24 protein-coding genes and 2 pseudogenes are annotated in these 24,794 nt (G+C 64.2%); 13 read left to right on the top strand and 13 right to left on the bottom strand.

The genetic code is table 11. The features are described 5' to 3' along the window. Positions 1–114: 114 nt before the first annotated feature. Positions 115–927 carry an alpha/beta fold hydrolase gene (locus BM222_RS34345; protein ID WP_092238681.1) on the bottom strand — a complete coding sequence of 271 codons (813 nt, stop codon included), beginning with the start codon at positions 925–927 and terminating at the stop codon, positions 115–117. A gap of 123 nt (positions 928–1,050) precedes the next feature. Continuing rightward, positions 1,051–2,592 carry a benzoate-CoA ligase family protein gene (locus tag BM222_RS34340; RefSeq protein ID WP_092238678.1) on the bottom strand — a complete coding sequence of 514 codons (1,542 nt, stop codon included), beginning with the start codon at positions 2,590–2,592 and terminating at the stop codon, positions 1,051–1,053. Positions 2,593–2,713: 121 nt separating this feature from the next. Between BM222_RS34340 and BM222_RS34335 the strand changes: the two genes are divergently transcribed. Next, a complete protein-coding gene (locus BM222_RS34335; RefSeq protein WP_092238675.1) occupies positions 2,714–3,622 on the top strand; it encodes a helix-turn-helix transcriptional regulator in 909 nt (302 codons plus the stop codon). 2 nt (positions 3,623–3,624) lie between these two features. Then, positions 3,625–4,017, top strand: a complete 393-nt coding sequence (locus BM222_RS34330; RefSeq protein WP_092238670.1) for a group II truncated hemoglobin — start codon at positions 3,625–3,627, stop codon at positions 4,015–4,017. Positions 4,018–4,075: 58 nt separating this feature from the next. Here the strand turns inward: BM222_RS34330 and BM222_RS34325 are convergent, their stop codons facing one another. Continuing rightward, the gene (locus BM222_RS34325) at positions 4,076–4,408 is read right to left on the bottom strand and encodes a PRC-barrel domain-containing protein (protein WP_092238667.1); all 333 of its coding nucleotides are present in this window, start codon (positions 4,406–4,408) and stop codon (positions 4,076–4,078) included. Between the two features lie 74 nt (positions 4,409–4,482). Next, positions 4,483–5,268, bottom strand: a complete 786-nt coding sequence (locus BM222_RS34320; protein WP_092238742.1) for an IclR family transcriptional regulator domain-containing protein — start codon at positions 5,266–5,268, stop codon at positions 4,483–4,485. A 112-nt stretch (positions 5,269–5,380) separates the two neighbouring features. Here BM222_RS34320 and BM222_RS34315 point away from each other — a divergent pair, with 112 nt between their 5' ends. Then, positions 5,381–6,739 carry an aromatic ring-hydroxylating dioxygenase subunit alpha gene (locus tag BM222_RS34315; protein ID WP_092238664.1) on the top strand — a complete coding sequence of 453 codons (1,359 nt, stop codon included), beginning with the start codon at positions 5,381–5,383 and terminating at the stop codon, positions 6,737–6,739. 175 nt (positions 6,740–6,914) lie between these two features. After that, positions 6,915–8,351, top strand: a complete 1,437-nt coding sequence (locus BM222_RS34310) for a glutamine synthetase family protein (protein ID WP_092238661.1) — start codon at positions 6,915–6,917, stop codon at positions 8,349–8,351. A gap of 129 nt (positions 8,352–8,480) precedes the next feature. Here the strand turns inward: BM222_RS34310 and BM222_RS34305 are convergent, their stop codons facing one another. The 7 genes from BM222_RS34305 to BM222_RS34275 form a co-directional block, all read right to left on the bottom strand. Next, positions 8,481–9,194, bottom strand: coding sequence for an ABC transporter ATP-binding protein (locus BM222_RS34305; protein WP_092238658.1), 714 nt, complete (start codon positions 9,192–9,194; stop codon positions 8,481–8,483). After that, a complete protein-coding gene (locus tag BM222_RS34300) occupies positions 9,187–9,954 on the bottom strand; it encodes an ABC transporter ATP-binding protein (protein ID WP_092238655.1) in 768 nt (255 codons plus the stop codon). Before BM222_RS34300 ends, BM222_RS34305 begins: the two co-directional genes overlap by 8 nt. Further along, positions 9,947–10,891 carry a branched-chain amino acid ABC transporter permease gene (locus tag BM222_RS34295; protein WP_092238652.1) on the bottom strand — a complete coding sequence of 315 codons (945 nt, stop codon included), beginning with the start codon at positions 10,889–10,891 and terminating at the stop codon, positions 9,947–9,949. Before BM222_RS34295 ends, BM222_RS34300 begins: the two co-directional genes overlap by 8 nt. Then, positions 10,888–11,805 carry a branched-chain amino acid ABC transporter permease gene (locus tag BM222_RS34290; RefSeq protein ID WP_092238649.1) on the bottom strand — a complete coding sequence of 306 codons (918 nt, stop codon included), beginning with the start codon at positions 11,803–11,805 and terminating at the stop codon, positions 10,888–10,890. The genes BM222_RS34295 and BM222_RS34290 overlap by 4 nt, the downstream gene beginning before the upstream one ends. 292 nt (positions 11,806–12,097) lie before the next feature. Beyond that, positions 12,098–12,316: a hypothetical protein gene (locus BM222_RS34285; protein ID WP_092238646.1), complete on the bottom strand. Its 219-nt coding sequence runs from the start codon at positions 12,314–12,316 to the stop codon at positions 12,098–12,100. Position 12,317: 1 nt separating this feature from the next. Continuing rightward, positions 12,318–12,977 carry an acyl-homoserine-lactone synthase gene (locus tag BM222_RS34280; RefSeq protein WP_092238739.1) on the bottom strand — a complete coding sequence of 220 codons (660 nt, stop codon included), beginning with the start codon at positions 12,975–12,977 and terminating at the stop codon, positions 12,318–12,320. Positions 12,978–13,063: 86 nt separating this feature from the next. Further along, positions 13,064–13,792 (bottom strand): LuxR family transcriptional regulator, encoded by a 729-nt coding sequence (locus tag BM222_RS34275; protein ID WP_092238643.1) that lies wholly within the window; start codon positions 13,790–13,792, stop codon positions 13,064–13,066. A gap of 163 nt (positions 13,793–13,955) precedes the next feature. Here BM222_RS34275 and BM222_RS34270 point away from each other — a divergent pair, with 163 nt between their 5' ends. The 7 genes and pseudogenes from BM222_RS34270 to BM222_RS34240 all read left to right on the top strand — a co-directional run bounded on the left by BM222_RS34270 (position 13,956) and on the right by BM222_RS34240 (position 19,696). Continuing rightward, on the top strand, positions 13,956–14,132 hold the full coding sequence (locus BM222_RS34270) for a hypothetical protein (RefSeq protein ID WP_092238640.1): 177 nt from the start codon (positions 13,956–13,958) through the stop codon (positions 14,130–14,132). Positions 14,133–14,333: 201 nt separating this feature from the next. Then, positions 14,334–15,272 (top strand): LysR family transcriptional regulator, encoded by a 939-nt coding sequence (locus BM222_RS34265; protein WP_092238637.1) that lies wholly within the window; start codon positions 14,334–14,336, stop codon positions 15,270–15,272. Positions 15,273–15,417: 145 nt separating this feature from the next. Further along, entirely contained in the window at positions 15,418–16,296 is an 879-nt protein-coding gene (locus BM222_RS34260; protein WP_092238634.1) for a shikimate dehydrogenase, read from the top strand. A 55-nt stretch (positions 16,297–16,351) separates the two neighbouring features. Next, positions 16,352–16,561, top strand: a pseudogene (locus BM222_RS34255) (ABC transporter substrate-binding protein); the annotation flags it as partial. Beyond that, positions 16,558–16,773 (top strand): annotated as a pseudogene (locus BM222_RS34250) (ABC transporter ATP-binding protein); the annotation flags it as partial. The pseudogenes BM222_RS34255 and BM222_RS34250, both read left to right, overlap by 4 nt. Continuing rightward, positions 16,770–17,828 (top strand): Gfo/Idh/MocA family protein, encoded by a 1,059-nt coding sequence (locus tag BM222_RS34245; protein WP_092238631.1) that lies wholly within the window; start codon positions 16,770–16,772, stop codon positions 17,826–17,828. The pseudogene BM222_RS34250 and the gene BM222_RS34245, both read left to right, overlap by 4 nt. Continuing rightward, complete coding sequence (locus BM222_RS34240; RefSeq protein WP_092238628.1) at positions 17,825–19,696, top strand: bifunctional sugar phosphate isomerase/epimerase/4-hydroxyphenylpyruvate dioxygenase family protein; 1,872 nt, start codon at positions 17,825–17,827, stop codon at positions 19,694–19,696. Before BM222_RS34245 ends, BM222_RS34240 begins: the two co-directional genes overlap by 4 nt. 109 nt (positions 19,697–19,805) lie before the next feature. Here BM222_RS34240 and BM222_RS34235 read toward each other — a convergent pair whose 3' ends face one another. Further along, entirely contained in the window at positions 19,806–20,978 is a 1,173-nt protein-coding gene (locus BM222_RS34235) for an ABC transporter substrate-binding protein (RefSeq protein ID WP_092238624.1), read from the bottom strand. Positions 20,979–21,289: 311 nt separating this feature from the next. On the opposite strand from BM222_RS34235, the gene BM222_RS34230 reads away from it, so the two are divergent. Then, complete coding sequence (locus BM222_RS34230) at positions 21,290–22,555, top strand: NAD(P)/FAD-dependent oxidoreductase (protein ID WP_092238621.1); 1,266 nt, start codon at positions 21,290–21,292, stop codon at positions 22,553–22,555. A 152-nt stretch (positions 22,556–22,707) separates the two neighbouring features. On the opposite strand, the gene BM222_RS34225 is transcribed toward BM222_RS34230, so the two are convergent. Further along, positions 22,708–23,916, bottom strand: coding sequence for a cytochrome P450 (locus BM222_RS34225; protein WP_092238618.1), 1,209 nt, complete (start codon positions 23,914–23,916; stop codon positions 22,708–22,710). A gap of 81 nt (positions 23,917–23,997) precedes the next feature. On the opposite strand from BM222_RS34225, the gene BM222_RS34220 reads away from it, so the two are divergent. After that, positions 23,998–24,501 (top strand): MarR family winged helix-turn-helix transcriptional regulator, encoded by a 504-nt coding sequence (locus BM222_RS34220; protein WP_092238613.1) that lies wholly within the window; start codon positions 23,998–24,000, stop codon positions 24,499–24,501. Positions 24,502–24,794: the final 293 nt, after the last annotated feature.

The following is a 24,794-nucleotide window of genomic DNA, read 5'->3' as shown; positions in this document are numbered from 1 at the left end:
TCTTAGATGCACAATAATGCATCTTTCGAGAGGTGTCTAGATCAAATCCAATCCTTACATGCACTTTGCTTCATCTTGGCGCCAGCGGTGTCGCGGATGTTCCCCTGGAACGCGTCACGCAGCCTGAAGCCCTCGGTCGTCCCGCAAAGCGGCTTTTGCAAATTGCTCGATGGCGTCAAGCGTTGGCGCAGGCGCCTCGCGGTGAGGAGAATGCCCGGCGCCTGGAATGATCGTCACATCGACCGGGCAATAACATTCCTGCTGCGCGATCTCGACTTGGCGCAGCGTCCCATACTGGTCGTCCTTGCCTTGAACGACCAGCATGGGAACGCGGATATAGGCGAGATATTCCGAGATGTCCCAGTCGCGGAATGCCGGATCGAGCCAGGCGCCGCTCCAGCCATAGAAGGCGTTGTCGACGTCCTGGTGCCAGCGCGCGAGTTTCGTCTTGAGGTCGGTGGTCTCATAGGTCGTCTTGATCGCAGCGATGGAGGCGACCGAGATATCCTCGACAATGAAATGCGGCGCGATCAGAGCGATGCCTTGCAGGCGATGATCCTGATGGGACCCAGCATAGATCGCAGCGATCGAGCCGCCGTCGGAATGGCCGAGCAACAGCCCGCGCTTGAAGGGAACGGCGTCGAGCACCTTCGGCAGCACGTCCAGCGCCTCACGGTGCATGTAGTCGAGCGGTCGCGGCAACGTCGCCGGACTGGACCGGCCGTAACCCGCGCGCGAATAGGCGAAGATGCCGGCGCCGGTGGCCTCTCGCAGCTTCTCGGGGAAATCACCCCACAGTCCGACCGAGCCGAGGCCTTCATGCAGCATGACGATGGTGGGCGCGTCGGCGTCTTGCGGCGCGAGCCAGATGTATTCGAGGCTGGCGGCGCCGATGCTGAGGAAGCCGGAGGGGGGGAGGTTGGTCATGCTGTCATTCCTTCAGTCCGTCATTCCGGACAGCTCGCGACGCGAGCCGATCCGGAATCTGGAGATTGTTTTGCGGCTCGAGATTCCGGGTTCGGGCTTCGCGCGCCCCGGAATGACGAGCGATCAGTTCGCCCCTTCTCGCAACTTGAACCGCTGGATCTTCCCCGTCGCCGTTTTCGGCAGATCGTCGACCACCTCGATCCAGCGCGGATATTTCCATGGACCGATCGTCTGTTTGACGTGCTCTTTCAGCGCCTCGAACAGATTGTCGCTGTCGCTGCCGGCGCGCAGCACGACGAACGCCTTTGGCTTCAACAGGCCTTCCGGATCGGCTTCGGCGACGACGGCGGCTTCCAGCACCGCGGGATGCGTGATCAGCGCGCTCTCGACCTCGAACGGCGAGACCCAGATACCCGATACCTTGAACATGTCGTCGGCGCGGCCGCAGAAGGTGTAACGGCCATCGGCGCCGCGCACATATTTGTCCCCGGTGCGGGTCCAGTGGCCCTGAAAGGTGTTCCTGCTTTTGGCGCGCTGATTCCAATAGCCCTCGCCGGCCGAGGGAGCCTCGACCAGGAGTTCGCCGACCTCGCCATCCGGCACATCGTCGCCGGCCTCACTGACGAGGCGAACCTTGTAGCCGGGGACGGCGCGGCCGGAGGTGCCGTATTTGATGTCGCCGGGCGCGTTCGACAGGAAGATGTGCAGCAGCTCGGTCGAGCCGATGCCGTCGAGGATGTCGACGCCGAACCGTGACTTCCAATTGGTGCCCACCGATTCCGGCAGCGCCTCGCCGGCGGAGGCGCAGATACGCAGGCGCGTCCCTGCCCGCGCGGACTTTGCGGCCTCGTCGTTCAGCATCGCCGCGAACAGTGTCGGCGCGCCGAAGAACAGGGTCGGATTGTACTTGTTCAAGAGCTCGAACATCAGCGCCGGAGTTGGCCTCGCCGAATTCAGCACCGTGCTGGCGCCGACCGACATCGGGAAAGTCAGCGAGTTGCCGAGGCCGTAGGCGAAGAACAGTTTTGCCGCCGAGAGACAGACGTCGTCCTCGCGGACGTTGAGCACCTGCTTGCCGTAGGTATCCGCGGTCGCCTGCAGGCTGGCGTGCAGATGCCGGACGCCCTTGGGCATGCCGGTCGAGCCCGACGAATAGAGCCAGAACGCCGGCTCTTCGGGATGGGTCGGCGCCGTCGTGAATGTGTCGCTCTCGCGCGCGAGCTCTTGGGCGAGCAGCTTGTGGCCATGCGCGTCCTTGCCGGAGACGACGACATGCTCGAGATCGGGCAGCCGTCCGAGCACGTCCTTCAGCACCGGCAACACTGCTTCGGACACGAACAGCACGCGCGCGCGGCAGTCGCCGAGGATGTAGGCGTATTGATCTGCGGTGAGCAGCGTGTTCAGCGGCACCGGCACGATGCCGGCGCGGATCGCGCCCAGGAACACGATCGGGAAATCGATCGTGTCCAGCATGATCATCGCCACGCGCTCCTCGCGGCGGACGCCGAGCCGGCGCAGCATGTTCGCCGCACGCCGCGTCTCGCGCTGGAGTTCGCCATAGGTGAGCCGCGAGACGGTGTCGTCGAAGGCGAGCTTGCCGCCCCGGCCTTCCTCAACATTACGGTCGAGCAGCCAGGTCACCGCGTTGTAGGATCCCTCGCTCACGGTCGTCTCCCCGGAATTTAGAATTATAATTCATAGAAAGACACTGGGACAGCTTGCTGTCAATGGCAGCTGGCACTATGTTTCATTAAGACGCGCCGCAGGACCCCTGTAAAGAAGGCTCATGACCGACAGTCCCGACGCCGAATCCCGCTTTCTCGAACAACTCGGCCAGCGCGTGCGCACCATGCGGGCGTTGCGCGGCATGTCGCGCAAGGTGCTCGCCAAGGTATCAGGAATTTCGGAACGCTACATCGCGCAGCTTGAAAGCGGCAAGGGCAATGTCTCGATCGTGCTGCTGCGCCGCGTCTCCGACGCGATGGGCGCGCATCTGGAAGACCTGCTGCCGTCAGCCGACCCGACACCGGACTGGCAGATGTTTCGCGATCTCTTGCGCAAGGCGACGCCAGCGCAGATCGCGCAGGCAAAGGATCTGCTCGCCGGCGGCAACGCCTCCGCGCCACGGCCCGCGCCGTTCTGCGGCATCGCGCTGATTGGGTTGCGCGGCGCCGGCAAATCCACGCTGGGAAGAATGCTGGCGAAGAAGATCGGCTGGAGCTTTGTCGAGCTCAACAAGGAGGTCGAGCAGCAGAACGGCCTCTCGGTCGCGGAGATCATCGCACTATACGGCCAGGAAGGCTTTCGCCGCATGGAGCAGGCGGCGCTGCAGCAGCTGCTCGCGCGCAACGAGCTGATGGTGCTCGCAACCGGCGGCGGCATCGTCTCGGAGCCGCTGACCTTCGACCGGATCCTGACCTCGTTCTACACGATCTGGCTGAAGGCCGAGCCCGAGGAGCACATGGCGCGCGTCCGCCGCCAGGGCGACCTGCGCCCGATGGCCGACGATCGCTCCGCCATGGCGGAGCTGCGCAACATCCTGCTCAGCCGCGAGCCGCTCTACGCGCGCGCGACGGCGGTGGTGGATACGGCGGGGCTGTCGGTCGACGCGGCGGCCGCAAGGCTGATCGACGCCGTGCGGCCGGTGCTGCAGAACGAAGCGCGCAGCTTCGGCCTGCGGAGCGTGGCGCTGTAGAGATGACCGACAGCGACCTCAGCACCACTATGTTCGAGCAGATCGGCGGAACTGCCACGATCGACGCCCTCGTCGACCGCTTCTACGACCGCATGGACACGCTGCCGGAAGCGAAGATCATCCGGGCCATGCATGCGGACGACCTCGGCCTGATCAAGGATGTGCTGAAACGCTATCTCACCGAATGGACCGGCGGCCCCAAGCTCTATTCCCCCGACAAGGGCCATCCGCGGCTGCGGCAGCGGCACATCGGCTTTGCCATCGGCGATGCCGAGCGCGACGCCTGGATGCTGTGCATGCGCGGCGCGATGGAGGAGACGGTGACGGATGGCGCCGCGCGCCAGGAGCTCGATCGCGCGATATCGGGCTTGGCCGACTGGATGCGCAACAGGTAGCGCGGCCACAGCTCGGATCGAGCAAAGCGCAACCCGGCTACGAAGACTGCAGCACGACCTAGATCGACCAGTAATTCGGATGCTGGTAGGGCGGAGAGCGGTCGCCCCAATCGAATTCATCACCATCGACTTCACAGGGGCCGCTGCTCAATTGCTCGGGGGTCAGGTCGACCTGGAAGGCCTGACGTGCCCGGTCGTATTTCAGTGCGCTCCACTGCACGGGATAGTGGTGATGCGTCCCGAGCAGCTTGCCCGTTTTGATCACGGCGTAAGCGACGGTTCCGCTCACCTTGTCGAGCATCAATCGCTCGATCGTGCCGAGCTTCGTCCCGTCACAGCCAAAGACGGCGACGTGCTCCACGCGATCGCTGGGAACCATGGTGTGTTGCATGGCGCGCTCCCTGATGTTGGGGGTTAGATCATAGCACAACACCGGGAGTGGAGGGTGGATTTGCGGCCCTGCAGTTACAACAATTGCGACCGCACCGACTCCGCCCCCTCGCGCAACAGCGGCAGGAAGCGGTCGATCAACTCCTGCGCCGGCACGCGGTCGACATGGGCGCCCATGTTGATGGCGGCGACGATCACGCCGTCGTAGCGGCGCACCGGCACCGAGATCGAGCGGAAATGCGGCTCGGCTTCGCGGTCGACCAGCGAATAGCCCTGTCCGCGGTCGGTGGCGATGCGCGCGAGCAGCGCCTTGGGATCGGTCACCGTATGCGGCGTCAGGGCCTCGCGCGTCATCGCCTTGAGGCGCGCGAGCAGATCGGCATCATCGCGCTGGCCGAGCATGGTACGGCCGACCGAGGTGCAGAACGCCGGCAGCCGGTAGCCGATCTCCAAACCGCCGGAGAACATCCGCGCCGGACTGCTGCGGGCGATGAACACGACGTCGTCGCCGTCGAGCACCGCAAGCGAGGAGATTTCGTTGGCCGCGGTCGCGACGCGATCGAGCACCGGCTGCAGCACTGTGACGAGCTGGTTGGAGCGCAGATAGGACGCCGCCAGCGTCAGCACATGCGGCGTCAGCGTGAACAGCTTGCCATCGCCGGCAACAAAGCCACCGCGCTGGAGCGTGAACAGCATGCGCCGTGCGGTGGCGCGCGGCAGGTCGGCGGCGCGGGCGAGATCGCTCAGCGTCATCGGGCCGGCGTTGGTGCCGAAGCATTGCAGCAGCCGCAGGCCGCGATCGAGGGCCTCGACGAAATCCGTCGCGCGCTCGTCAGTCTCGCTCCGCTTCAGCTTGGGCATGGCTTCCGGATCGTCCTGCAAAATAGTGCTTGCTGCCGATCCAACTCATGTCATAATTCGCCCATTCGTTCAATAGGCGAACAATCGCCATTCCACAAGGGATGCCTGCGCCATGATGAGCCAGGAGCAGAACGACCTGATCACGCGCACCGGGCCGAAAGACCCGTGCGGCAAGCTGATGCGGAGCTATTGGCAGCCTGCGGCGCTGGTCGATGAGCTCGAGGGCGAGCGGCCGATCCGTCCCGTCAAGCTGCTCGGCGAAAACCTGGTGCTGTTCCGCGACGAGACCGGGCGCTACGGCCTGATCGACCGCCACTGCGCCCATCGCGGCGCCGACCTCGCCTTCGGCCGCCTCGAGCATGGCGGCCTGCGCTGCGCCTTCCATGGCTGGCTGTTCGACGCCTCAGGCCAGTGCATCGAGACGCCGGCCGAGCCCAGGGATTCAAAGCTCTGCCAGAACATCCGCCAGCGCTCCTATCCCGTGGTGGAGAAGAGCGGCATCCTCTGGGCCTGGCTCGGCGAAGGTGAGCCGCCGGCATTTCCGGAACTCGACTGCTTCGTCGCGCCCGGCACGCATACGTTCGCATTCAAGGGCCACATGGCCTGCAACTGGCTGCAGGCGCTCGAAGTCGGCATCGATCCCGCGCACGCCTCCTATCTGCACCGCTTCTTCGAGGACGAGGACACCTCGACCGCCTATGGCAAGCAATTCCGCGGTGCTTCGGCCGGAAGCGATTTGCCGATGACGAAGATCCTGCGCGAATATGATCGCCCCATCATCAACGTCGAGCACACCGAGTATGGCCTCCGGCTGATCGCGCTGCGCGAGATCGACGAGGAGCGCACGCATGTCCGCGTCACCAACCAGCTGTTTCCGCACGGCTTCGTCATTCCCATGAGCACGGAGATGACGATCACGCAGTGGCACGTGCCTGTCGATGACGAGAACTGCTACTGGTACGCGATCTTCACCAGCTATGCGAACCCGGTCGACAAGAAGAAGATGCGCGACCAGCGGCTCGAGCTCTATGAGCTGCCGGATTACGTCTCGCGGAAGAATCGAAGCAACGATTACGGTTTCGATCCGCACGAGCAGCAGACCGCGACCTATACCGGCATGGGCAACGACATCAACGTCCACGACCAGTGGGCGGTGGAATCGATGGGCGCGATCCAGGACCGCACCAAGGAGCATCTCGGCACCAGCGACAAGGCGATCGTGCAGTATCGCCGCCTGCTGCGGCAGCAGATCGAGAAGGTCGGGGGCGGCGAGAAGCCGATGCTGTTCCTGGATGGGGCCAACGCGCGCAGCATTCAGGGACCGGCGACGATGGACGGCATCGGGCCGACGCGTGGCTGGGAGACCTATTGGATGGAAATCGACGTCAAGCGCCGCCGCGGCGCGCCATGGGCTGCGCCGGTGCCGAAGGAGATCGAAGGCCAGGTGCATCGGCTGACGGCGGCGGAGTGAGGCTGCCAATGGCTGCGGGAAAATTGCGACGGCGGCTCCGCATCCTCCGCTGTCATGCCCCGCGAAGGCGGGGCATCCAGTACGCCGTGGCCTCTCGTGGACACACGGCCGTCTCTGGAATACTGGATCGCCCGCCTTCGCGGGCGATGACAGCGTGGACCGAGGAGCAACCAAAGTGACATTCGTCGCGCGGCATGCGCTATGGTCGGATGAGCAGAAGGACGCCGCAGCGCGCATCCGTCGCATCGTCGAGGAACAGAACCTCGAGGTCATCCGTCTCGCCTTCCCCGACCAGCACGGCATCCTGCGCGGCAAGACCATCATTGCCTCCGAGGCCATGGCCTCGCTGGAGAGTGGTTGCTCCATCACCACGACGATGCTCGCCAAGGACACCTCGCACCGCACGGTTTTTCCGGTGTTCACCTCAGGCGGCGGCTTCGGCATGAAGGAGATGGAAGGCGCGGCCGATGTGCTGATGGTGCCTGATACCACCACGTTTCACGTGCTGCCATGGGCGCCGGCGACGGGCTGGGTGTTGTGCGACCTCTATTTCAATGACGGCCGTCCCGTTCCGTTCGCGACGCGCGGGCTTTATCGCAAGGTCCTCGACGAGCTCGGCCGCCGCGGGCATGATTTCGTCGCGGGACTCGAGGTCGAATTCCACATCTTCAAGCTCGACGATCCGCATATGCGCGCCGAGGACGCTGGACAGCCCGGCACGCCGCCCTCGGTGAGCCTGCTCTCCCACGGCTATCAATACCTCACCGAACAGCGCTTCGATCAGATGGAGCCGGTGCTGGAGATCCTGCGCCGTGATATCGTCGCGCTCGGTCTGCCGTTGCGCTCCGTCGAAGTCGAGTTCGGGCCGAGCCAATGCGAGTTCACCTTCGCGCCGAAGAAGGGCCTGGAGCCCGCCGACAACATGGTGCTGTTCCGCAGCGCCGTGAAGCAGATCGCGCGCCGGCACGGCTATCACGCCACCTTCATGTGCCGGCCGAAACTGCCGAATTTGTTTGCCAGCGGCTGGCACCTGCACCAGTCCGTGGTCTCGCGCGCGAGCGGCGAAAATCTGTTCATGGCGAAAGAGGCCGGTCAGCCGCTCAGCGAGTTCGGCCGCGCCTATCTGGCCGGCCTGCTCGATCACGCCCGCGCCGCGACCGTATTCACCACGCCGACCATCAACGGCTACAAGCGCTACCGCTCCTATTCACTGGCGCCCGATCGCGCGATTTGGGGCCGCGACAACAGGGGCGTGATGATCCGCGTGCTGGGCGGCGCGAACGATGCCGCCACGCGCCTGGAAAACCGCGTCGGCGAACCGGCCGCCAATCCCTATCTCTACATGGCAGCCCAGATTGTGTCGGGCCTCGACGGCGTCGATCGCAAGCTCGATCCAGGCCCGTCCGCCGACACGCCCTACGAGACCAAAGCGCCGCTGCTGCCGAAGAGCTTGCGCGATGCGGTTTCGGCGCTGAAGGACGACCCGTTCTTCCGCGAGAAGTTCGGCGCGGCGTTCGTCGACTATTACACCCACATCAAGAACGCCGAGATCGACCGCTTCCTGGCGGAGGTGACGGATTGGGAGCATCGCGAATATTTCGAGGTGTTTTGAGCTGGGCGATTGCACGCCTCTCTCCGCCGTCATTGCGAGGAGCGGAGCGACGAAGCAATCCAGAATCCCTCCGCAGAGAATTCCTGGATTGCCTCGCTGCGCTCGCAATGACGTGGAGAGAGCGTCGGCTCAAATCCCCAGATATTTATGCTGCAAATCCGGCTCGGCCATCAACTGGTCCGACGTGCCGCTCCACACCGTCTTGCCGCGCTCGATGATGGTGTGACGATCGCAGATGCGGGCGAGGTGATCGACGTTCTTGTCGACGACCAGGATCGACTGGCCCCGGCTCTTCAGCATCGACAGGCAGTTCCAGATCTCCTCGCGGATCAGCGGCGCAAGCCCTTCGGTCGCTTCATCCAGGATCAGGAGTTTTGGGTTCGTCATCAGCGCGCGGCCGATGGCGAGCATCTGCTGTTCACCGCCCGAGAGCTGGTTGCCCATGTTGGCGGCGCGCTCGGCGAGGCGCGGAAACAGCACGTAGATCGCAGCTAAGGTCCAGGGATTGGCGCTGTCGAAGCGGTCGGCCGCGGCAGCAACCAGGTTCTCGCGCACGGTCAGGTTCGGGAAGATCTGGCGGCCCTCGGGCACGAGGCCGACGCCGAGCTTGGCGATGCGATACGAAGGCAGCTGCCGCACCTCCGCGCCCGCAAAGCGGATGCTGCCCGATCGCGCCGGCGTCAGGCCCATGATCGAGCGGATCGTCGTGGTCTTGCCCATGCCGTTGCGGCCCATCAGCGAAACCATCTCGCCCGGCTTGATCGACAGCGACAGGCCGAACAGCACCTGGCTGAGGCCATAGCAGGTCTCGATGCCGTCGACCTCGAGCAGCATGTCAGCCATGGTGCGTCACCACGTGCTGGTCGCCGAGATAGGCGCGCTTGACGTCCTCGTTGGCCCGGATCGCGGCGGGATCGCCGGAGGCGATGACACGGCCATAGACCAGCACCGAGATGCGGTCGGCCAGCGCGAATACCGCCGGCATGTCGTGTTCGACCAGCACGATCGAGACCTCTTTGCGCAGCTCCTGGAGCAGCTTCACCATGCCCTGGGATTCGGTGACGCCGAGACCTGCCATCGGCTCGTCCAGCAGCAGCAGTTTTGGCTTGCTCGCCAGCGCGACCGCAAGCTCGATCTGGCGGCGCTCGCCATGGCTGAGCCTGCTCACCAGGACATCGGCGCGATCGAGCAGGCCGACACGATCGAGCGCGGCACGGGCCGCATCGCGCAAGCCCTTTTCCTTGCGCGCATTGGCGAAGAAGCGGAACGAATGGCCGGCATGCGCTTGCGCGGCCAGCGCGACGTTGTCGGCGGCAGTGAAGTCGAGCAGCAGCGAGGTGATCTGGAACGAACGCGCGAGACCCAACGCGCAGCGGCGATAGGCCGGCAGATAGGTGATGTCGCGGCCCCCGAGCGAGACGCTGCCTGAATGCGGCTGGAGGTGTCCGGTGAGCTGGCTGATCAGGGTGGTCTTGCCGGCGCCGTTCGGCCCGATGATGGCGTGCAGCTCGCCGGCCGCGACGTCGAGCGAGACGTTGTCGGTTGCGGTAATGCCGCCGAAGCGGCGCACCAGCTTTTCGACGCGGAGCAGCGGGTCAGCCACGATCGAGCCTCCCCAGCAGACCCATGATACCGCCGCGGCCGAACAGCACGATCAACAGCAGCAGCGGGCCCATGATCAGCGCCCAATATTCGGTGATCTGCGACAGGAACTCTTCCAGCAGCAGATAGATCACCGCCCCCACCACAGGGCCGAACAGCGTGCCCATGCCGCCCAGGATCACCATCACCATGAGATCGCCGGAGCGGGTCCAGTACATCACGGCCGGACTGACGAAATCGGTGTTGTTGGCGAGCAGCGCGCCGGCGAGGCCGCACATCGTGCCCGAGATGACGAAGCAGACGAGCTGATAGCGTTTTGCCGGAAAGCCGATCGCCTGCATGCGCTGCTCGTTGGAGCGCAGCCCCTGCACGACAAGGCCGAAGCGCGAATTGACGATGCGCCAGATCAGGAAGATCACGCCGAACAGGCAGGCGAGGCAGAGGTAATAGAACTGCGTGCGGTTCGACAGGTTGATCAGGCCGGAGAAATCGCTGCGCTTGTAGACGGTGAGGCCATCATCGCCGCCGTAGCGCGCGAGACCCGAGGCGACGTAATAGGCCATCTGTGCGAAGGCCAGCGTGATCATGATGAAATAGACGCCGCGCGTTCGCAGCGAAAGCGCGCCGATCACCAGCGCATAGATGGCGGATGCCGCCAGCGCGACCGGAAACTGGATGAAGCCGCTTCCAACACCTTCCTGCGCGAGCATGCCGACCGCGTAGCCACCGATGCCGAGATAGGCCGCGTGGCCAAAGCTCATCATGCCGCCGAAGCCCATGATGAGGTTGAGGCTGGCGGCGGCCAGCGCCAGGATGACGATGCGCGTGAACAGCGTCAGGATGAAGATGTTGCCGGACAGATACGAATAGAGCGGCAGCAGCAGCAGGCCCGCCAGCATCAGGGCCGTGACGGCCTTGCTCACCGAGAAACCCTTCATCGACGGCTGGCCGGAAACAGCCCCTCCGGCCGCACCACCAGCACCATCGCCATCAGCAGATAGATCAGCATGGAGGACAGCGCGGGCGCGGCGGTGGAGGCAGCCGCCCCGCTCAGCACCTGCCGCAACAGATTGGGCAGGAAAGCGCGGCCGAGCGTGTCGATCATGCCGACGAAGATCGCGGCGAGGAATGCGCCGCGGATCGAGCCGATGCCGCCGATCACGATGATGACGAAGGCAAGGATCAGGATGTTCTCGCCCATGCCGATCTGCACGGTGAGAATCGGCGCCTGCATCAGCCCCGCGAGGCCGGCGAGTGCGGCACCCAGGCCGAACACCAGCGTGTAGAGCAGCTTGATGTTGATGCCGAGCGCGCCGATCATCTCGCGGTTGGAGGCACCGGCGCGGATCAGCATGCCGATGCGCGTGCGCATCACGCCGAGATAGAGCAGCAGCGCAACCAGCAGCGCGACGACGATGATGGCGAGGCGGTAGGCGGGATAGTGAATGCCTGGCAGGATCGGCACCGGCACGGTGAGCCAGGCCGGCAGTGGCAGCGCGAGGCCCGCCGGCCCCCAGATCAGCCGTACGGCTTCATTGAAGAACAGGATCAGTCCGAAGGTTGCGAGCACATGGTCGAGATGATCGCGCCCGTAGAGATGCCGTAGCGCACTCACCTCGAGAACGATGCCGAGCGCCAGCGTCGCCCCTAACGCCAGCAGCGCCCCCAGCAGGAAGCTCCCGGTCCAGGCCGCAAAGGTCGCGGCGAAATAGGCGCCCATCATGTAGAGCGAGCCGTGCGCCAGGTTGACGAGATCCATGATCCCGAACACCAGCGTCAGGCCGGCGGCGAGCAGGAACAGCAGCAGGCCGAACTGCAATCCGTTCAAGAACTGTTCGACGACGAGCAGCATCAAGACTCTTTCAGGCGCATGCAGACGCGCGCCGATGTTCGAACACAGTCGCCATCACTGAAAGAGCTCCCCCTGCCTCTTCAAGGCAGAAAAATGGGTAACGGCAGTATCGTTCCGAAGCAAGAGCGATTCCACACCCGACATGCACTTTGTTGCATGCCGGTGCATGCGACCAGAGCCGGCCATGCAAGGAGGCTGCCGCGCTGGATGGAGCAGCCTGCCGCACCCAAGCGAACACCCTCCCCCGGGTGCCGGGGGAGGGCGCGGTTGAGGCCGGGATGAGGAAGCGACTCTAGTGCGACGTGATGTGACCGGGAAGATCGTCCGGCTCGTTGAGCTCGCTATTGGCGGTCGAGGCCTCCAGCGCCGCCATCCGGAACAAATAGGCGAGCGTCGCCAATCCGGCGTCTTCCGCCATCTGCGCGAGTTCGAGCGCCATGTCCGACATGTAGCCGAGATTTTCGTCCTTGGTCTGCGCCATGATCTGGGCGTCTCGCATCATGTTGGACATGTCAGGCGCTCTTTCGTTGTGCGGCGGTTCGGCCGCAGGTGTTGGCACGAGCGATGCAATCGAGACGCGGCCCGTCCTGATGGACGACACTCTTCATCCCGATACGGTCGCGTACGATGTCGAGCGATTCCTGGCGGACCTCGATGGTCGCGGCCATAGTCCAGGAATCCTCAATCAGCGCAGGCAATCCCAGCGGCTTGACGACGAAGCCGATGTCGTGGAAACGCGGCAGCCACCACGTCTCCATCACCAGGCAGAGGCGTTCGATGCCCTGATCGAGGCAGAACTCCTGCGCCGCCGCCATCAGTTGCAGATTGAATGCGCCATCGCGGCGCTCGCGCCTCACGAAGAAGCGGGACCACTCCCAGATCTGCGGGTCGACAGGGCAACCCCGCACCGCGGCGAGATAGGGGAACACCTCGCTGAGCATGGTCGGCTTGGTGGTCGGATACAGGCGGGAGCCGCCCAGCACGCGGCGGTTCTCGAGAGCGAGCAGGTAGATCGCGTCCTCATTGTCGTAGGCGTCGATCTCGCGCCTGTCCGGCTTGCGCAGTCCCTCCCATTTTCGCTCCTCGACGAAAATCTCGTGGCGGACCCGGAAGTGCTCGTCGAGGACGTCTTCGTAGAGGTGCCGGTTAACAGCAGAAATGATGTGAATCATGAAGTCCCCCATCGTGTGCAAATGGGGGGAACGTCAGCGAAAACGGCCAAATCGACTATTGGGAAATTTCCCAGTAGGCGAAGTTTTCAGGGCGTGATGATTCTTTGGCGGATCGCGATCGCGACCGCATGCGTCCGGTTGGCGGCGCCGAGCTTGCGCGCAGCGGTAGCAAGATGCTCTTCCGCCGTTCGCTGCGTGATGTTCAGTATCTCGCCGATCTCCCAGGCGGACTTGCCCTGCGACGCCCAGGCGATCACCTCGCGCTCGCGCGGGGTCAGGCGCGCCGACGGATGCGGCGAGGGCGCAAGCAGGCGGCGAATGTGATCGAAGCCGTACATCGCGACCAGATGCAGTGCGGGCTTGCTGCGGACGTTGAGATCGAGATGAACGCCGGCGAGCGAGACGCCGGCTTCGTAACCGGTCAGGCCATGGATTGGCACGACGAAACCGCGCGACATGCGGAAATCGGCGGCGCGGCGCATCACCTCCACCGCGCCCGGCTCGAGCTTCACGTCATAAGGCGCTTCCGACCATTCGAACGGATTGACCGTGTGCCGGCACTTCCGGATCACGGGATCGACGCGGTCATAGCTCTTTTCGGTATAGAGGCTGAACCATTCAGCCGGCCATTTCTTGGCCAGCACCATCTGGGAAAAGCGCTGATCGTGATTCGGCAAACCGGTGACGATGATGTGCTCGAAGCCGTAGCGGCCGAACGTGATTGCGAGCGCATCCATTGTGTCCGGGACCTTGTCATAGGCTCCCAGCCCTTCAATGAAGTCCAGCGCTTCCCGGCCATAGTCTACGGCGGACATCAGTTCGTTCCCTGACTCTCCTCATCGGTATAGCACTCTTGGGGGGCGGCCTCAATTCACCGCGTCCGTAGTTCCCCGGTGTGGCCATGACGCCGAAGATTCAATCTACTTGTGGAGGAAGTGACGCCCAGTTGCACCTCGCGCGTCGAGCGGGAAAGCTACGATGGAAGACGAGAACATCGCCCTCAACAGCGTGCTCGGCCTGGAATTGATCCGCGTGTTTTTCGCCGTCCGCGATATCGCGAACAGGCAGAAGATCATCGAGCACGCCCGCGACGTGCTGCAAAGCGAGCGTGCGGAGCGGCCCGGCAGCGTGTCGCCGGAAGGACCTTCGAGCTGAGACCCAGGCTGCTGGGGCAGAGGGCGCCGATGCAACGGACCGCCCGACGATGCCGTTCCCTGTGAACGCGCCGATTTTGGTCGAAACACCCCGGTCGCGAAACTTGTCGCTGTTCTCCGCCCTGGCCTCACTTTGCCGCTGGATGACATCACGGCTCTCGTGAGATGATCGCCGCCACGATCTCTCTCGGATGCCAAGACCATGATGACGCTGCGCCAGGTTGAAGTGATCCGTGCCGTGATGGTGACGGGCACCATTGGCGGCGCGGCGAAACTGTTGAACGTGTCGGCGCCGGGGATCAGCCGGCTGGTCAAATACACCGAGCGCTCGCTCGGCATCCGCTTCTTCCAGCGCCAGAACGGCCGCTACTTCCCGACGCCGGAAGCCGAGAACATCTTTGAGCAGATCAACGGCGTCTACAAGAAGGTCGACGACCTCTCCGAGCTCATCTCCAAGATCGGCCGGGGCGGATTGTCGGAATTGCGCATCGGCTCGGTGCCGAGCATCTCGCAGGTGATGGTGCCGCGCGCGATCGAGCGCGTGCGCCGCCGCTATCCCGATTTGGGCATCGACATCAACATCCTGAAGCTCGAGGAAGCAATCGATTATCTCATGCTCGGACGCGGCGAGTGCGTTGCCATGAGCTACCGGCTGGAGCATTCCGGACTCGACTTCATGCCGCTCGCTTCGGGCGAGCTCTATTGCATCGTGCCGCTGGGCCACGAGCTGGCGGGCCGCAAACAGGTCTCGGCCGCCGAGATCACCCGCTACCCTCTGATCGGTATCGATCCCAACGATCCTTACGGCCGCATCATGGCCGAGATGTTTGCCCGCCACCGGCTCGACTACAACATCACCATCCGGGCGCGGTTCGGCACCACGGTCTGCGCGCTGGTGAAAGCAGGGCTAGGCATCGCCATCATCGACCAGTTCACGGTGGCGCATGGCGGCTATCCCGGCATCGAGCTGTTGAAGATCACCGAGCCGACCCGTTTCGAGACTTATATCGCGGTCAAGCGCGGCGCGCCGCTGTCGCTCCATGTCGAGCATTTCATCGAGTCCCTGCGCGCCGAAATGCGCGCCGTCGAGCCGTCCCGCGGCAACGGCAAGGCCGCGGCCGGGCGCACGCGGAAGAAATAACATCATGTTAGGTTTGCGGGACGAAAGGGTAATTGTCTCAGGCCGGGGATTGACTATCGTTCCTCTTGGAATTGCGCGGATTTTGCCGCTAATGGCCTGACATCAACGCGCCCCCGAAGAGACGACCAAGAGACCATAACGGATCATGACGAACCGCGGGCCTGCCGCCTCCAAAAAGCTCCTGACCGGCCTGATCGGCGCGCCGATCGCCCATTCCGCCTCCCCCGCCATGCATGAACGCGCGGCCGAGGCACTCGGCTTGCGCGGCCACTACCAGCTCATCGAGGTCGCGGGCGCCGACCCGGCCGGGCTCCGCCTGATGCTGGAGGGCGTGCGACGGCTCGGCTTTGCCGGCGTCAACGTCACCTTTCCCTACAAGGAGGCCGTCGTGCCGCTGCTCGACGAGCTGGCCCCGGGCGCGGCCGCCATGGGCGCGGTCAATACCGTGGTCGTCAAGGACGGGCGGCTGATCGGCCACAACACCGACACCACGGGCTTTGCACATGCCGTTCAGCCGCTGCTGGCCCCTGCCGGAAATGCGGTGGCCGTCATCGGCACCGGCGGCGTCGGCAAAGCGATTGCGTTTGCGCTGGCGAGCCTGAAGGTCGCCGACCTCCGCATCTTCGACAGCGAACCGGCGCGAGCCGAGAAGCTTGCCACCCTGCTGGCCGAGCACGGTGGCGCACGGGTGGCCCGAAGCGTCGAGGACGCGCTCGATGGCGCGACCGGGCTTATCAATGGAACGCCGGTTGGCATGCTGCCGAACCGCAACACACCGGTGCCGCCGGTGCTGCTCCGAGCCGATCTGTGGGTCGCCGATGCCGTCTATTCGCCGCTGATCACGCCGCTTCTTGCCGCAGCGCGAGAGAAGGGCGCCCGGATCATGACGGGGCGGGAGCTTGCGATCTACCAGGCTGCCGACGCCTTCGAACTGTTCACAGGCCTCGCCCCCTCGACCGAAGTCATGGGAGAGGCTTTTGACGCCGTGATGGCGGCACGTAGCGCCGCCTATCAGGCAGCTTGAGGCGAAGCGGCCGGGCACAAGGCCGCTTGCAAGATCGAACCGGGCGGAGAGGACGATGAAGTCAACGCTACTGGTGGGCGCGCTGCTCGCCGCAATCACGACGTCAGGCGTCTTCGCGCAGACGATCAAGCTTGCGGACGTCGCCGGGCTTTCGGGTGGCGGCGCCACCGTCGGCACCAACTGGAAGAACGGCACCGACCTCGCAATCGAGGAGATCAACGCCGAGGGCGGCGTGCTCGGCCGTAAGCTCGAAGTCACCCGCAGCAGACCTTCGATATCCTCAAGGGCCTGCGCAACCGCGGCATGACCATCCTGATGATCGAGCAGAACGCGCGCTCGGCGCTCGAGATAACGGATATCGGCATCGTGCTCGAGCTCGGCCGGACCCGGATCGTCGACAATGCGGCCTCGATCCTGGATGATCCAAGGATCGGCCAGCTCTTTCTTGATGGCGCGATGGAGGAGAACGCAGCATGAGCCCGCGAAAGCGCATTGCGGTCGCCGGCGCCGGCTTGATCGGCCGCCGCCATATGGAAGTGATCGAGGCCTCGCAAGACTGCGTGCTGGCCGGCATTGCCGATCCCTCACCCGCTGCGACCGATCATGCGCGGGCGCGCAACGTGCCCTGCTACACGGATCACCGCGCATTGCTGGCGCAGGAGCGACCCGACGGTCTGATCATTGCTTCCCCGAACGCCCTGCATTTCCAGATGGCCGTCGACTGCGCCGAGGCCGGCGTGCCGGCGCTGATCGAGAAGCCTGTGACCGATACCGTCGCTGCCGCGCAACGTCTGTGCGCAGCCGTCAAGCGGACCGGCGTGCCGATGCTGGTCGGCCATCACCGCCGGCACAATCCCATCATCAAGGCCGCTCGCGAGACGGTGGCAAACGGCAAGCTCGGCCAACTCACGGCCGTGGTCGGATTGTGGCTGCTGAAAAAGCCCGACGATTATTTTGATGTGACGTGGCGGCGCGAGCAGGGTGGCGGCCCGCTGCTCATCAACCTCATCCACGACATCGACAACCTCCGCTTCATCTGCGGCGAAATCAGCGAAGTGCAGGCATTGACGTCGAACAAGGTTCGCGGCTTCGCCGTCGAGGACACCGCTGCATTGCTGCTGCGCTTCGCCAATGGCGCACTGGGAACGGTGACCGTGTCGGATGCGACGCCGGCGCCGTGGAGCTGGGAGCTCGCGTCCGGCGAGAACGCTGCATACCCCAAGCAAGACCAGCCCTGCTACATCTTCTCCGGAACCGCGGGTTCGCTGTCCGTGCCCAATATGGAGCTGTGGACCTATGCGCAGCAGCCCGGCTGGTACGCGCCGTTGTCGCGCGCGACGATCGCGCCGGCCGCATTCGATCCCCTGGCCGAGCAGCTCCGGCATTTCTGCGCGGTGATCGCGGGTCGCGAACAGCCCTTGATCTCGGTGCAAGACGCGATGGCCACACTCGCGGTCGTCGAGTCCGTCGGCGAAGCCGCGCGCACCGGTCAAAAAATATCGCCGGGCCACATCATGGAGCAGGCCGCATGAACAAGCGCTCGATCGCAACCGTTTCCCTCTCAGGCGCCCTCGACGAAAAGCTGCGCGCCATCGCATCCGCCGGCTTCGAAGCGGTCGAGATCTTCGAGAACGATTTGCTGTCGTTCGGTGCGAGCCCGCGCGACATCGCAAAACACTGCAAGGACCTCAATCTCGAGATCTGCGCGTTCCAGCCGTTCCGCGACTTCGAAGGCATGCCGGAGCCTCAGCGCTCGCGCAATTTCGCCCGTGCCGAACGCAAGTTCGACCTGATGCAGGAGCTCGGCACCGATCTGCTGCTGATCTGTTCGAACGTCTCGCCCGCCTCGGTCGGCGGCATCGACCGTGCCGCGGATGATTTTCGCGAGCTCGGCGACCGCGCCGCCAGGCGGGGCCTGCGCATCGGCTACGAGGCGCTGGCCTGGGGCCGGCACGTCAACGATTATCGGGACGCTTGGGAGATCGTGCGACGCGCCGATCATCCCGCGATCGGCATCATCCTCGACTCTTTTCACGCGCTGGCGCCCGGCTTCCCGGTACGGCCGATGGCCTCGATCCCCGGTGACAAGATCTTTCTGGTCCAGCTCGCCGACGCGCCGAAGCTCGAGCTCGACATTTTGTCCTGGAGCCGACACTTTCGCTCCTTTCCCGGCCAGGGTGATCTGCCGGTCAGCGAGTTCATGCAGGCGATTGCCGCGACCGGTTATTCCGGTCCGTGGTCGCTGGAGATTTTCAACGACCAATTCCGCGCCGGCTCGGCCGGACAGACCGCGGTCGACGGCCTGCGCTCGCTGATCCTGTTGCAGGACCAGCTCGCTCCGGATTGGCCGAAGCTCGTCGGCGAGCCCTTGGCGCCGAAGGCCAAAAGCGGCGGTACGGGCTTCATTGAATTCGCCGTCAACGAGAACAAGGCCGGCGAGCTCGCGCATTTGTTGTCACAGCTCGGCTTCCGCAAGAGCGGCAAGCACCGCAGCAAGGCGGTGGAGCGCTGGTCACAGGGCAAGGTCGAGCTGGTGATCAACTCCGAGACCGATGGCTTTGCGCATTCGCATTATGTCACGCACGGCCCCGGCGTCTGCGCCATCGCCCTCGACGTCGACAATGCGGGGCTTGCCATGCAACGCGCCGAGACGCTGAAAGCGCGCACCTTCTATCAGCCGGTCGGGCCGGGCGAGCTGGAGATCCCCGCGATCCACGGCGTCGGCGGCAGTCTGCTCTATTTCCTCGACCAGGCCGGCAAGAACTGGGACATGGATTTCGAGCCCGTTACGGGCGAGGCAGGTGCGGATGCGCTGCTCGCGGTCGATCACATCGCGCAGTCGATGCCCTATGACGAGATGCTGTCCTGGCTGTTGTTCTACACCGGCATCCTGGACCTCGCGCGGCTGCCGCAGATGGAGATCGCGGACCCCCGCGGCCTCGTGCAGAGTCAGGCCCTCGTCAATGGCGACCAGAGCCTGCGCTTCGTCGTCAACGGATCCTCCGCCAACCGCACGCTGCCGGCGCGCTTCATCTCGGAGTTTTTCGGCTCAGGCGTGCAACACGTCGCCTTTGCGTGCAAGGACATCTTCGCCACCGTCGCAGCCATGCGCGCCCGCGGCGCGGAGTTCCTGGATATTCCTGACAACTACTACGACGACATCGAAGCCAAATACGACCTCGCCCCGGATGTCATGGCCAAGCTCCGCGCCAACCACATCCTCTATGACCGCGAGGGCGACGGCGAATTCTTCCAGGTCTACACCCACATCTTCGACGAGCGCTTCTTCTTCGAGATCGTCGAGCGGCGGAGCTATCAGGGCTTTGGTGCGGCCAATGCCGGCATCAGGCTCGCCGCGCAGGCCCGCGAGGTGCGGCCCGCGAGCATACCGCGGGTGTAGGTTCCACCCCCGTCATTGTAAGGAGCGTAGCGACGAAGCAATCCAGCGTCTTCCCGCAGACGGATTCTGGATTGCTTCGCTTCGCTCGCAATGACGGCGGAGAGAGCGATCACTTCATCGGGCACTTGTCGTGGAAGCGGTCCTGATCGTCGGTGACGATGGTGGCGACGGTCTTCAGCGAAAGCTCGCCGCCTGCACCCTTCACCACGTCCTGGAGATAGAAGTTCTGGATCGGGATGTGGTTGTTGCCGTATTTGAAAGCGCCGCGCAGTGACTTGAAGTTGGCCTTCTCCATCTCCGCCTTCATCGCTTCCTTCTTGGAGGTGTCGCCGCCGACGGCGACCACCGCGCTGTTGATGAGCTGCGCCGCGTCATAGGCCTGCGCGCCGTAATAGCTCGGCCGGGCGCCGGGATATTTCGCGCGGTAGTCGGCGACGAACTTCTTGTTCTGCTCGTTCGGGAGATCGTTCACCCATTCCTGCGCACCGGGCACACCGAACGCATTCTCCTTTTGCAACGGCAACGTCGTCTCGTCGACGGTGAAGGCGGTGTAGAGCGGCATTGTGGTCTTCATGCCGGCCTGGACATATTGATTGAGGAACTGCGCGCCGGCCGCACCGGGATAGAACACGAAGATCGATTCGGCGCCGGAGGCGCGGGCTTTCGCCAGCTCCGCCGAGAAATCGAGCTGGCTCGGCCAGACCGTGTATTCCTCACCCTTGATCTCGCCCTTGAACGTGCTCTTCACGCCCGCAAGCATATCCTTGCCGGCGGCGTAGTTCGGACCGATCAGGAACACGCTCTTGACGCCGTTCGCATTCATGTAGAGGCCCATGGCGGCCGGCGTCTGGTCGTTCTGCCAGGAGGTCGAGAACACGTATTTCGAACACAGCTCGCCCGCGAGCTGCGACGGACCGGCGTTGGCCGAGATCATGAAGGTCTCCGAATCCACCGCGGTCTTGAGCGAGGCGAGCAGCACGTTCGACCAGATGTAGCCGACCAGGAAATCGACCTTGTCGGACTGCACCAGCTTCTCGGTCTTCTGCTTGCCGACGTCGGGCTTCTGGCCGTCGTCCTCGTAGATCACCTCGACCGGCTTGCCGCCCATCTTGCGACCCATGTGGTCCAGCGCGAGCTCGAACGAATTGCGCATGTCGTTGCCGATCACGGCGGTCGGGCCGCTGAAAGTCGAGACGAAGCCAATCTTGATGGTGTCGCCGGCGAATGCCTGATTCGCCAGCACCAGCGCCGCTGCGCCCGCCAGCCAGAATGCCGTCCTCATAGCCACTCCCCTCCTCATTCTTGATCCCGGAAACGGGGTGATCGCCGCCTTCGGGTCTGTCCCTATTGAACGCAAAATCCGTCGCGCCGCCAATGGCTCAGCGCCGACTCCTGCACCATATTTCGCTCCAAACGGGGATGGCAAGAAATATAATTCTACTCACTCGACCGACGGCACTCCAAGGCTGCGGCGCTTTTCCGCGCCTGATCGATACATCGCCGCTATTCCCTGATTGATGACGACTATTGGACCGCGGCACCCAATCCGCACTTAAATGAAGCAAAGTGAGCAGCGAGATTCGAGGGTGCATCATGGCCACAACTCCCCATCGCGTCGTCGTCGTCGGCGCCGGCTTCGGCGGGCTGGAGACGACCTACCGGCTTGCGGGCGCGCCGGTGGAGATCACGCTGATCGACCGCCGCAACCATCATCTGTTTCAACCGCTGCTTTACCAGGTCGCGACCGCCTCGCTCGCGACCAGTGAGATCGCCTGGCCGATCCGTCATCTCATGCGCGACCGGCGCGAGGTGACGACGCTGTTCGCGACGGTGAGCGGCGTCGATGCCGCACGCCGATGCGTGCTGATCGACGATGGCAGCGAAGTGCCTTACGACACGCTCGTGCTTGCCACCGGCGCGCGTCACGCCTATTTCGGCCATGACGAGTGGGAGACATGGGCGCCGGGACTGAAGACGCTGGAAGACGCGACCACGCTGCGCCGTCACATCCTGGTGGCGTTCGAGCGCGCCGAGCGCGAGACCGATCCGGCCAAGCGCGCCGCGAGACTGACTTTCGTCATTGTCGGCGCCGGTCCTACAGGCGTTGAGCTCGCGGGCACCATCGCCGAGATGGCGCATCACACGCTGCCCGATGATTTTCGCAACATCGATACGACCAAGGCCCGCGTCGTGCTGATCGAGGCTGGTCCACGCGTGCTCGCGGGCTTTCCCGACGACCTCTCCGCCTATGCGCAGGCTTCGCTCGAAAAGATCGGTGTCGAGGTCGTACTCGGGCAGGCCGTCACCGAAATCAACCGTGAAGGCGTCGTCTTCGGCGGCAAGCTGCTCGAGGCGAAGACGCGGATCTGGGCCGCCGGCGTGCGCGCTTCGCCCGCCGCCGAATGGCTGGGCGCACCGGCCGATCGTGCCGGGCGCGTGCAGGTCGAGAACGATCTCACCATCCCCGGCCATCCCGAGATCTTTGCAATCGGCGACACCGTCAACATCAATGCCTGGGAGGGCAAGCCGGTGCCCGGCATCGCGCCGGCCGCCAAGCAGCAGGGCAAGCACGTCGCCGAAACGATCAAGGCCCGCCTGCGCGGCGAGAGCAAGGGCGCGTTCCACTACAAGCACGCCGGCAGCCTCGCCCAGATCGGCAAGCGGCTCGCCGTGATCGATTTCGGCAAGGTCAAACTGCGCGGCGCCATCGCATGGTGGATCTGGGGTATCGCCCACATCTACTTCCTGATCGGCCTGCGTCATCGCCTCAGCGTCGCGCTGAGCTGGCTGTGGATTTACGCCCGCGATCAACGCGCGGCGCGGCTGATCACGCAAGGGAGCAGCAAGGTGGTAGGCTAGACGTCAAAGCCCCGATCAAAAACATAGTGCGATGATCCCGGTGATGATGCCGAGCGAGCTTGTCGATGGCGCGGGAATTGCGGATGCTGCGAAGGCGATGGCCGCGAGGGCGTGATCAGCGCCTCCGATTTGCTCTTTTGTCGCCCACGGTGTCAGGCGGGCGTGATCGTCACCGGCAGGCTGTCGAGCCCGCGCAGCGTGTTGTTGAAGCGGCGCTTCGGTTCGCCCGTGATCTCGATCCTGGCAATACGGCGGGCCAGCGCCGAGAGCATCGTCTCGCCTTCGAGCCGCGCCACGAGCTGGCCCACGCACATATGAATGCCGGAGCCGTAGCCGACATGGCCGGCGGTTCGCCGCGTGATGTCGTAACTGTCAGGCTTGTCCCAACGCCTGGGATCGCGGTTGGCGGCGGCGAGGAACATCAGGACCTTCTCGCCTCCGCCGATGGTCGCACCTGACAGTTCGACCTCACGCGTTGTGGTACGGAAGAAGGTCTGCACCGGGCTTTCGAACCGAACGGCCTCCTCGAATGCATTGCGCGCAAGCGTGAGATCGCCACGAAGGCGCTGCCACTGATCGGGGAAGCGCGCGAGGCAATGGACCGCGGCACCGATGCCGTTGACGGTAGTGTCGAGGCCGGCCGATAACAGCGAGCGCACCAGCAGCGGCGCTTCACTCGCCGTGATCGCGCCCTCGTCGACATGGGCATGAATGCAGGCGCCGATGCCGCCGGGTGTCAGGTTGTCGCGCTGGCACTGGTCGGTGACGTAAGCCTGGTGCGGCGCCGAGCGCGCGATCGCGTCCTGGCGCAGCTGGTTCGGCGGACCGAAGGCGTTGAACACCAGGCTCGCATAGGGAATGAGATGCTCGCGCCCCCCCGGCTTCAGACCGAGCGCATCGGGGAAGATCGAGAGCGGATAGGCCTCGGCGAGATCTGCGATCGCATCGAAGCTGCGTTTCTCAAGTAGCAGGTCCGCGCGCGTCTCGGCCGCAGCGGCAAACCGGTCGCGCAGCCCCTTCATCACCGTCGGCGACAGCACCTTTGACAACACGGCCCGGGTGCGGGTGTGCTCAGGTGGATCGGCCTCGAGAATCAGGCTCGGCGGTCGCCACGGCGTCTCCTTCTTGAAATCGCTCAGGCCGACGCCGCGGCTCGAGCAGAACGTCGCGGGATCGCTCAGCACGGCATGGACCTCGGCATAGCGCGCCACGCCATAGAACTTCCATTTGTCGAGATAGACGACTGGGGCGGTCTCGCGCAGCAGCTCATGGGTGGGATAGGGGTCGGCAAAAAAGTTCATGTCGAAGGGATCGACGTCGAGATGCGGGACGCCTGATGCGGTCGAGGCGGCTGGGCTCATGAGTGTCCTCCCTCATTTTAATCTTGTGAAAGGGCGCCGCTTGCACTTAGGTCATAGTAGCGCCGCGAGACAGAACCCGACATGCCGCCTTCGACCCGATTCCGCCAAAAGCCTGCGCCCGCTGACGTCGGACCGACGCTCGATCTGGATCGGTACGTTCCGGCTTTCATCACCTTCATTGCCAACAAGTTATCGAACAGCGCGACCGCGCTCTACCAGCGGCAGTTCGGCGTCAACGTCACGGAATGGCGGATCATGTCGCTGCTGGCGATCGAGCCCGGTATTCCCGCTTCGCGCATCTGCCACGTCATCGGCTTCGACAAGGGCCCGGTGAGCCGGACCCTGGCCGGCCTTGAGAAGCGCGGCCATGTGTCGATCCGCACCGATCCGAACGACGGCCGCACCCATTCGATCTCGCTGACGGCGAAGGGCCGCACCACCCATGACAAGGTGATCGCCGCCGCCTTCGAGCGCGAGCGCCGGTTGTTGTCTTGCCTGAACGAGGACGAGCGCGAGGTATTGATCGACCTGCTGCGCCGGCTGCACGAAAATCTCGGCGCGGTGACTGGCAGCAGCGACGCTTGACGGAATGCGCGAGAGGCGCGATCCGGCGTCATTTCCAGGCATACGCCGGCATTGCCCGCGGCTCCCTCTCTGCCGAGCATCGTTTCCTCCGATCCGACGCGGCGGCTTGTCCGCCGTCTTTCCTGCATGGAATGGTTCGCACAAGTTAGTTGCTTCGGCAACAAAAGAATTCCACAGGATATTGCGGCAGACTGACTGGCTTGTTTGGGACCGGACGATTGCCTCTCGCCGTCTTTGCGAGGAGCCCTTGCGACGAAGCAAATCCAGAATCCCTCCGTGGAAAGATACTGGGT

The sequence above is a fragment of the Bradyrhizobium sp. Gha genome, from assembly GCF_900113735.1.
GTDB lineage: Bacteria > Pseudomonadota > Alphaproteobacteria > Rhizobiales > Xanthobacteraceae > Bradyrhizobium.
This window is presented reverse-complemented; position numbering and strand designations above follow the sequence as displayed.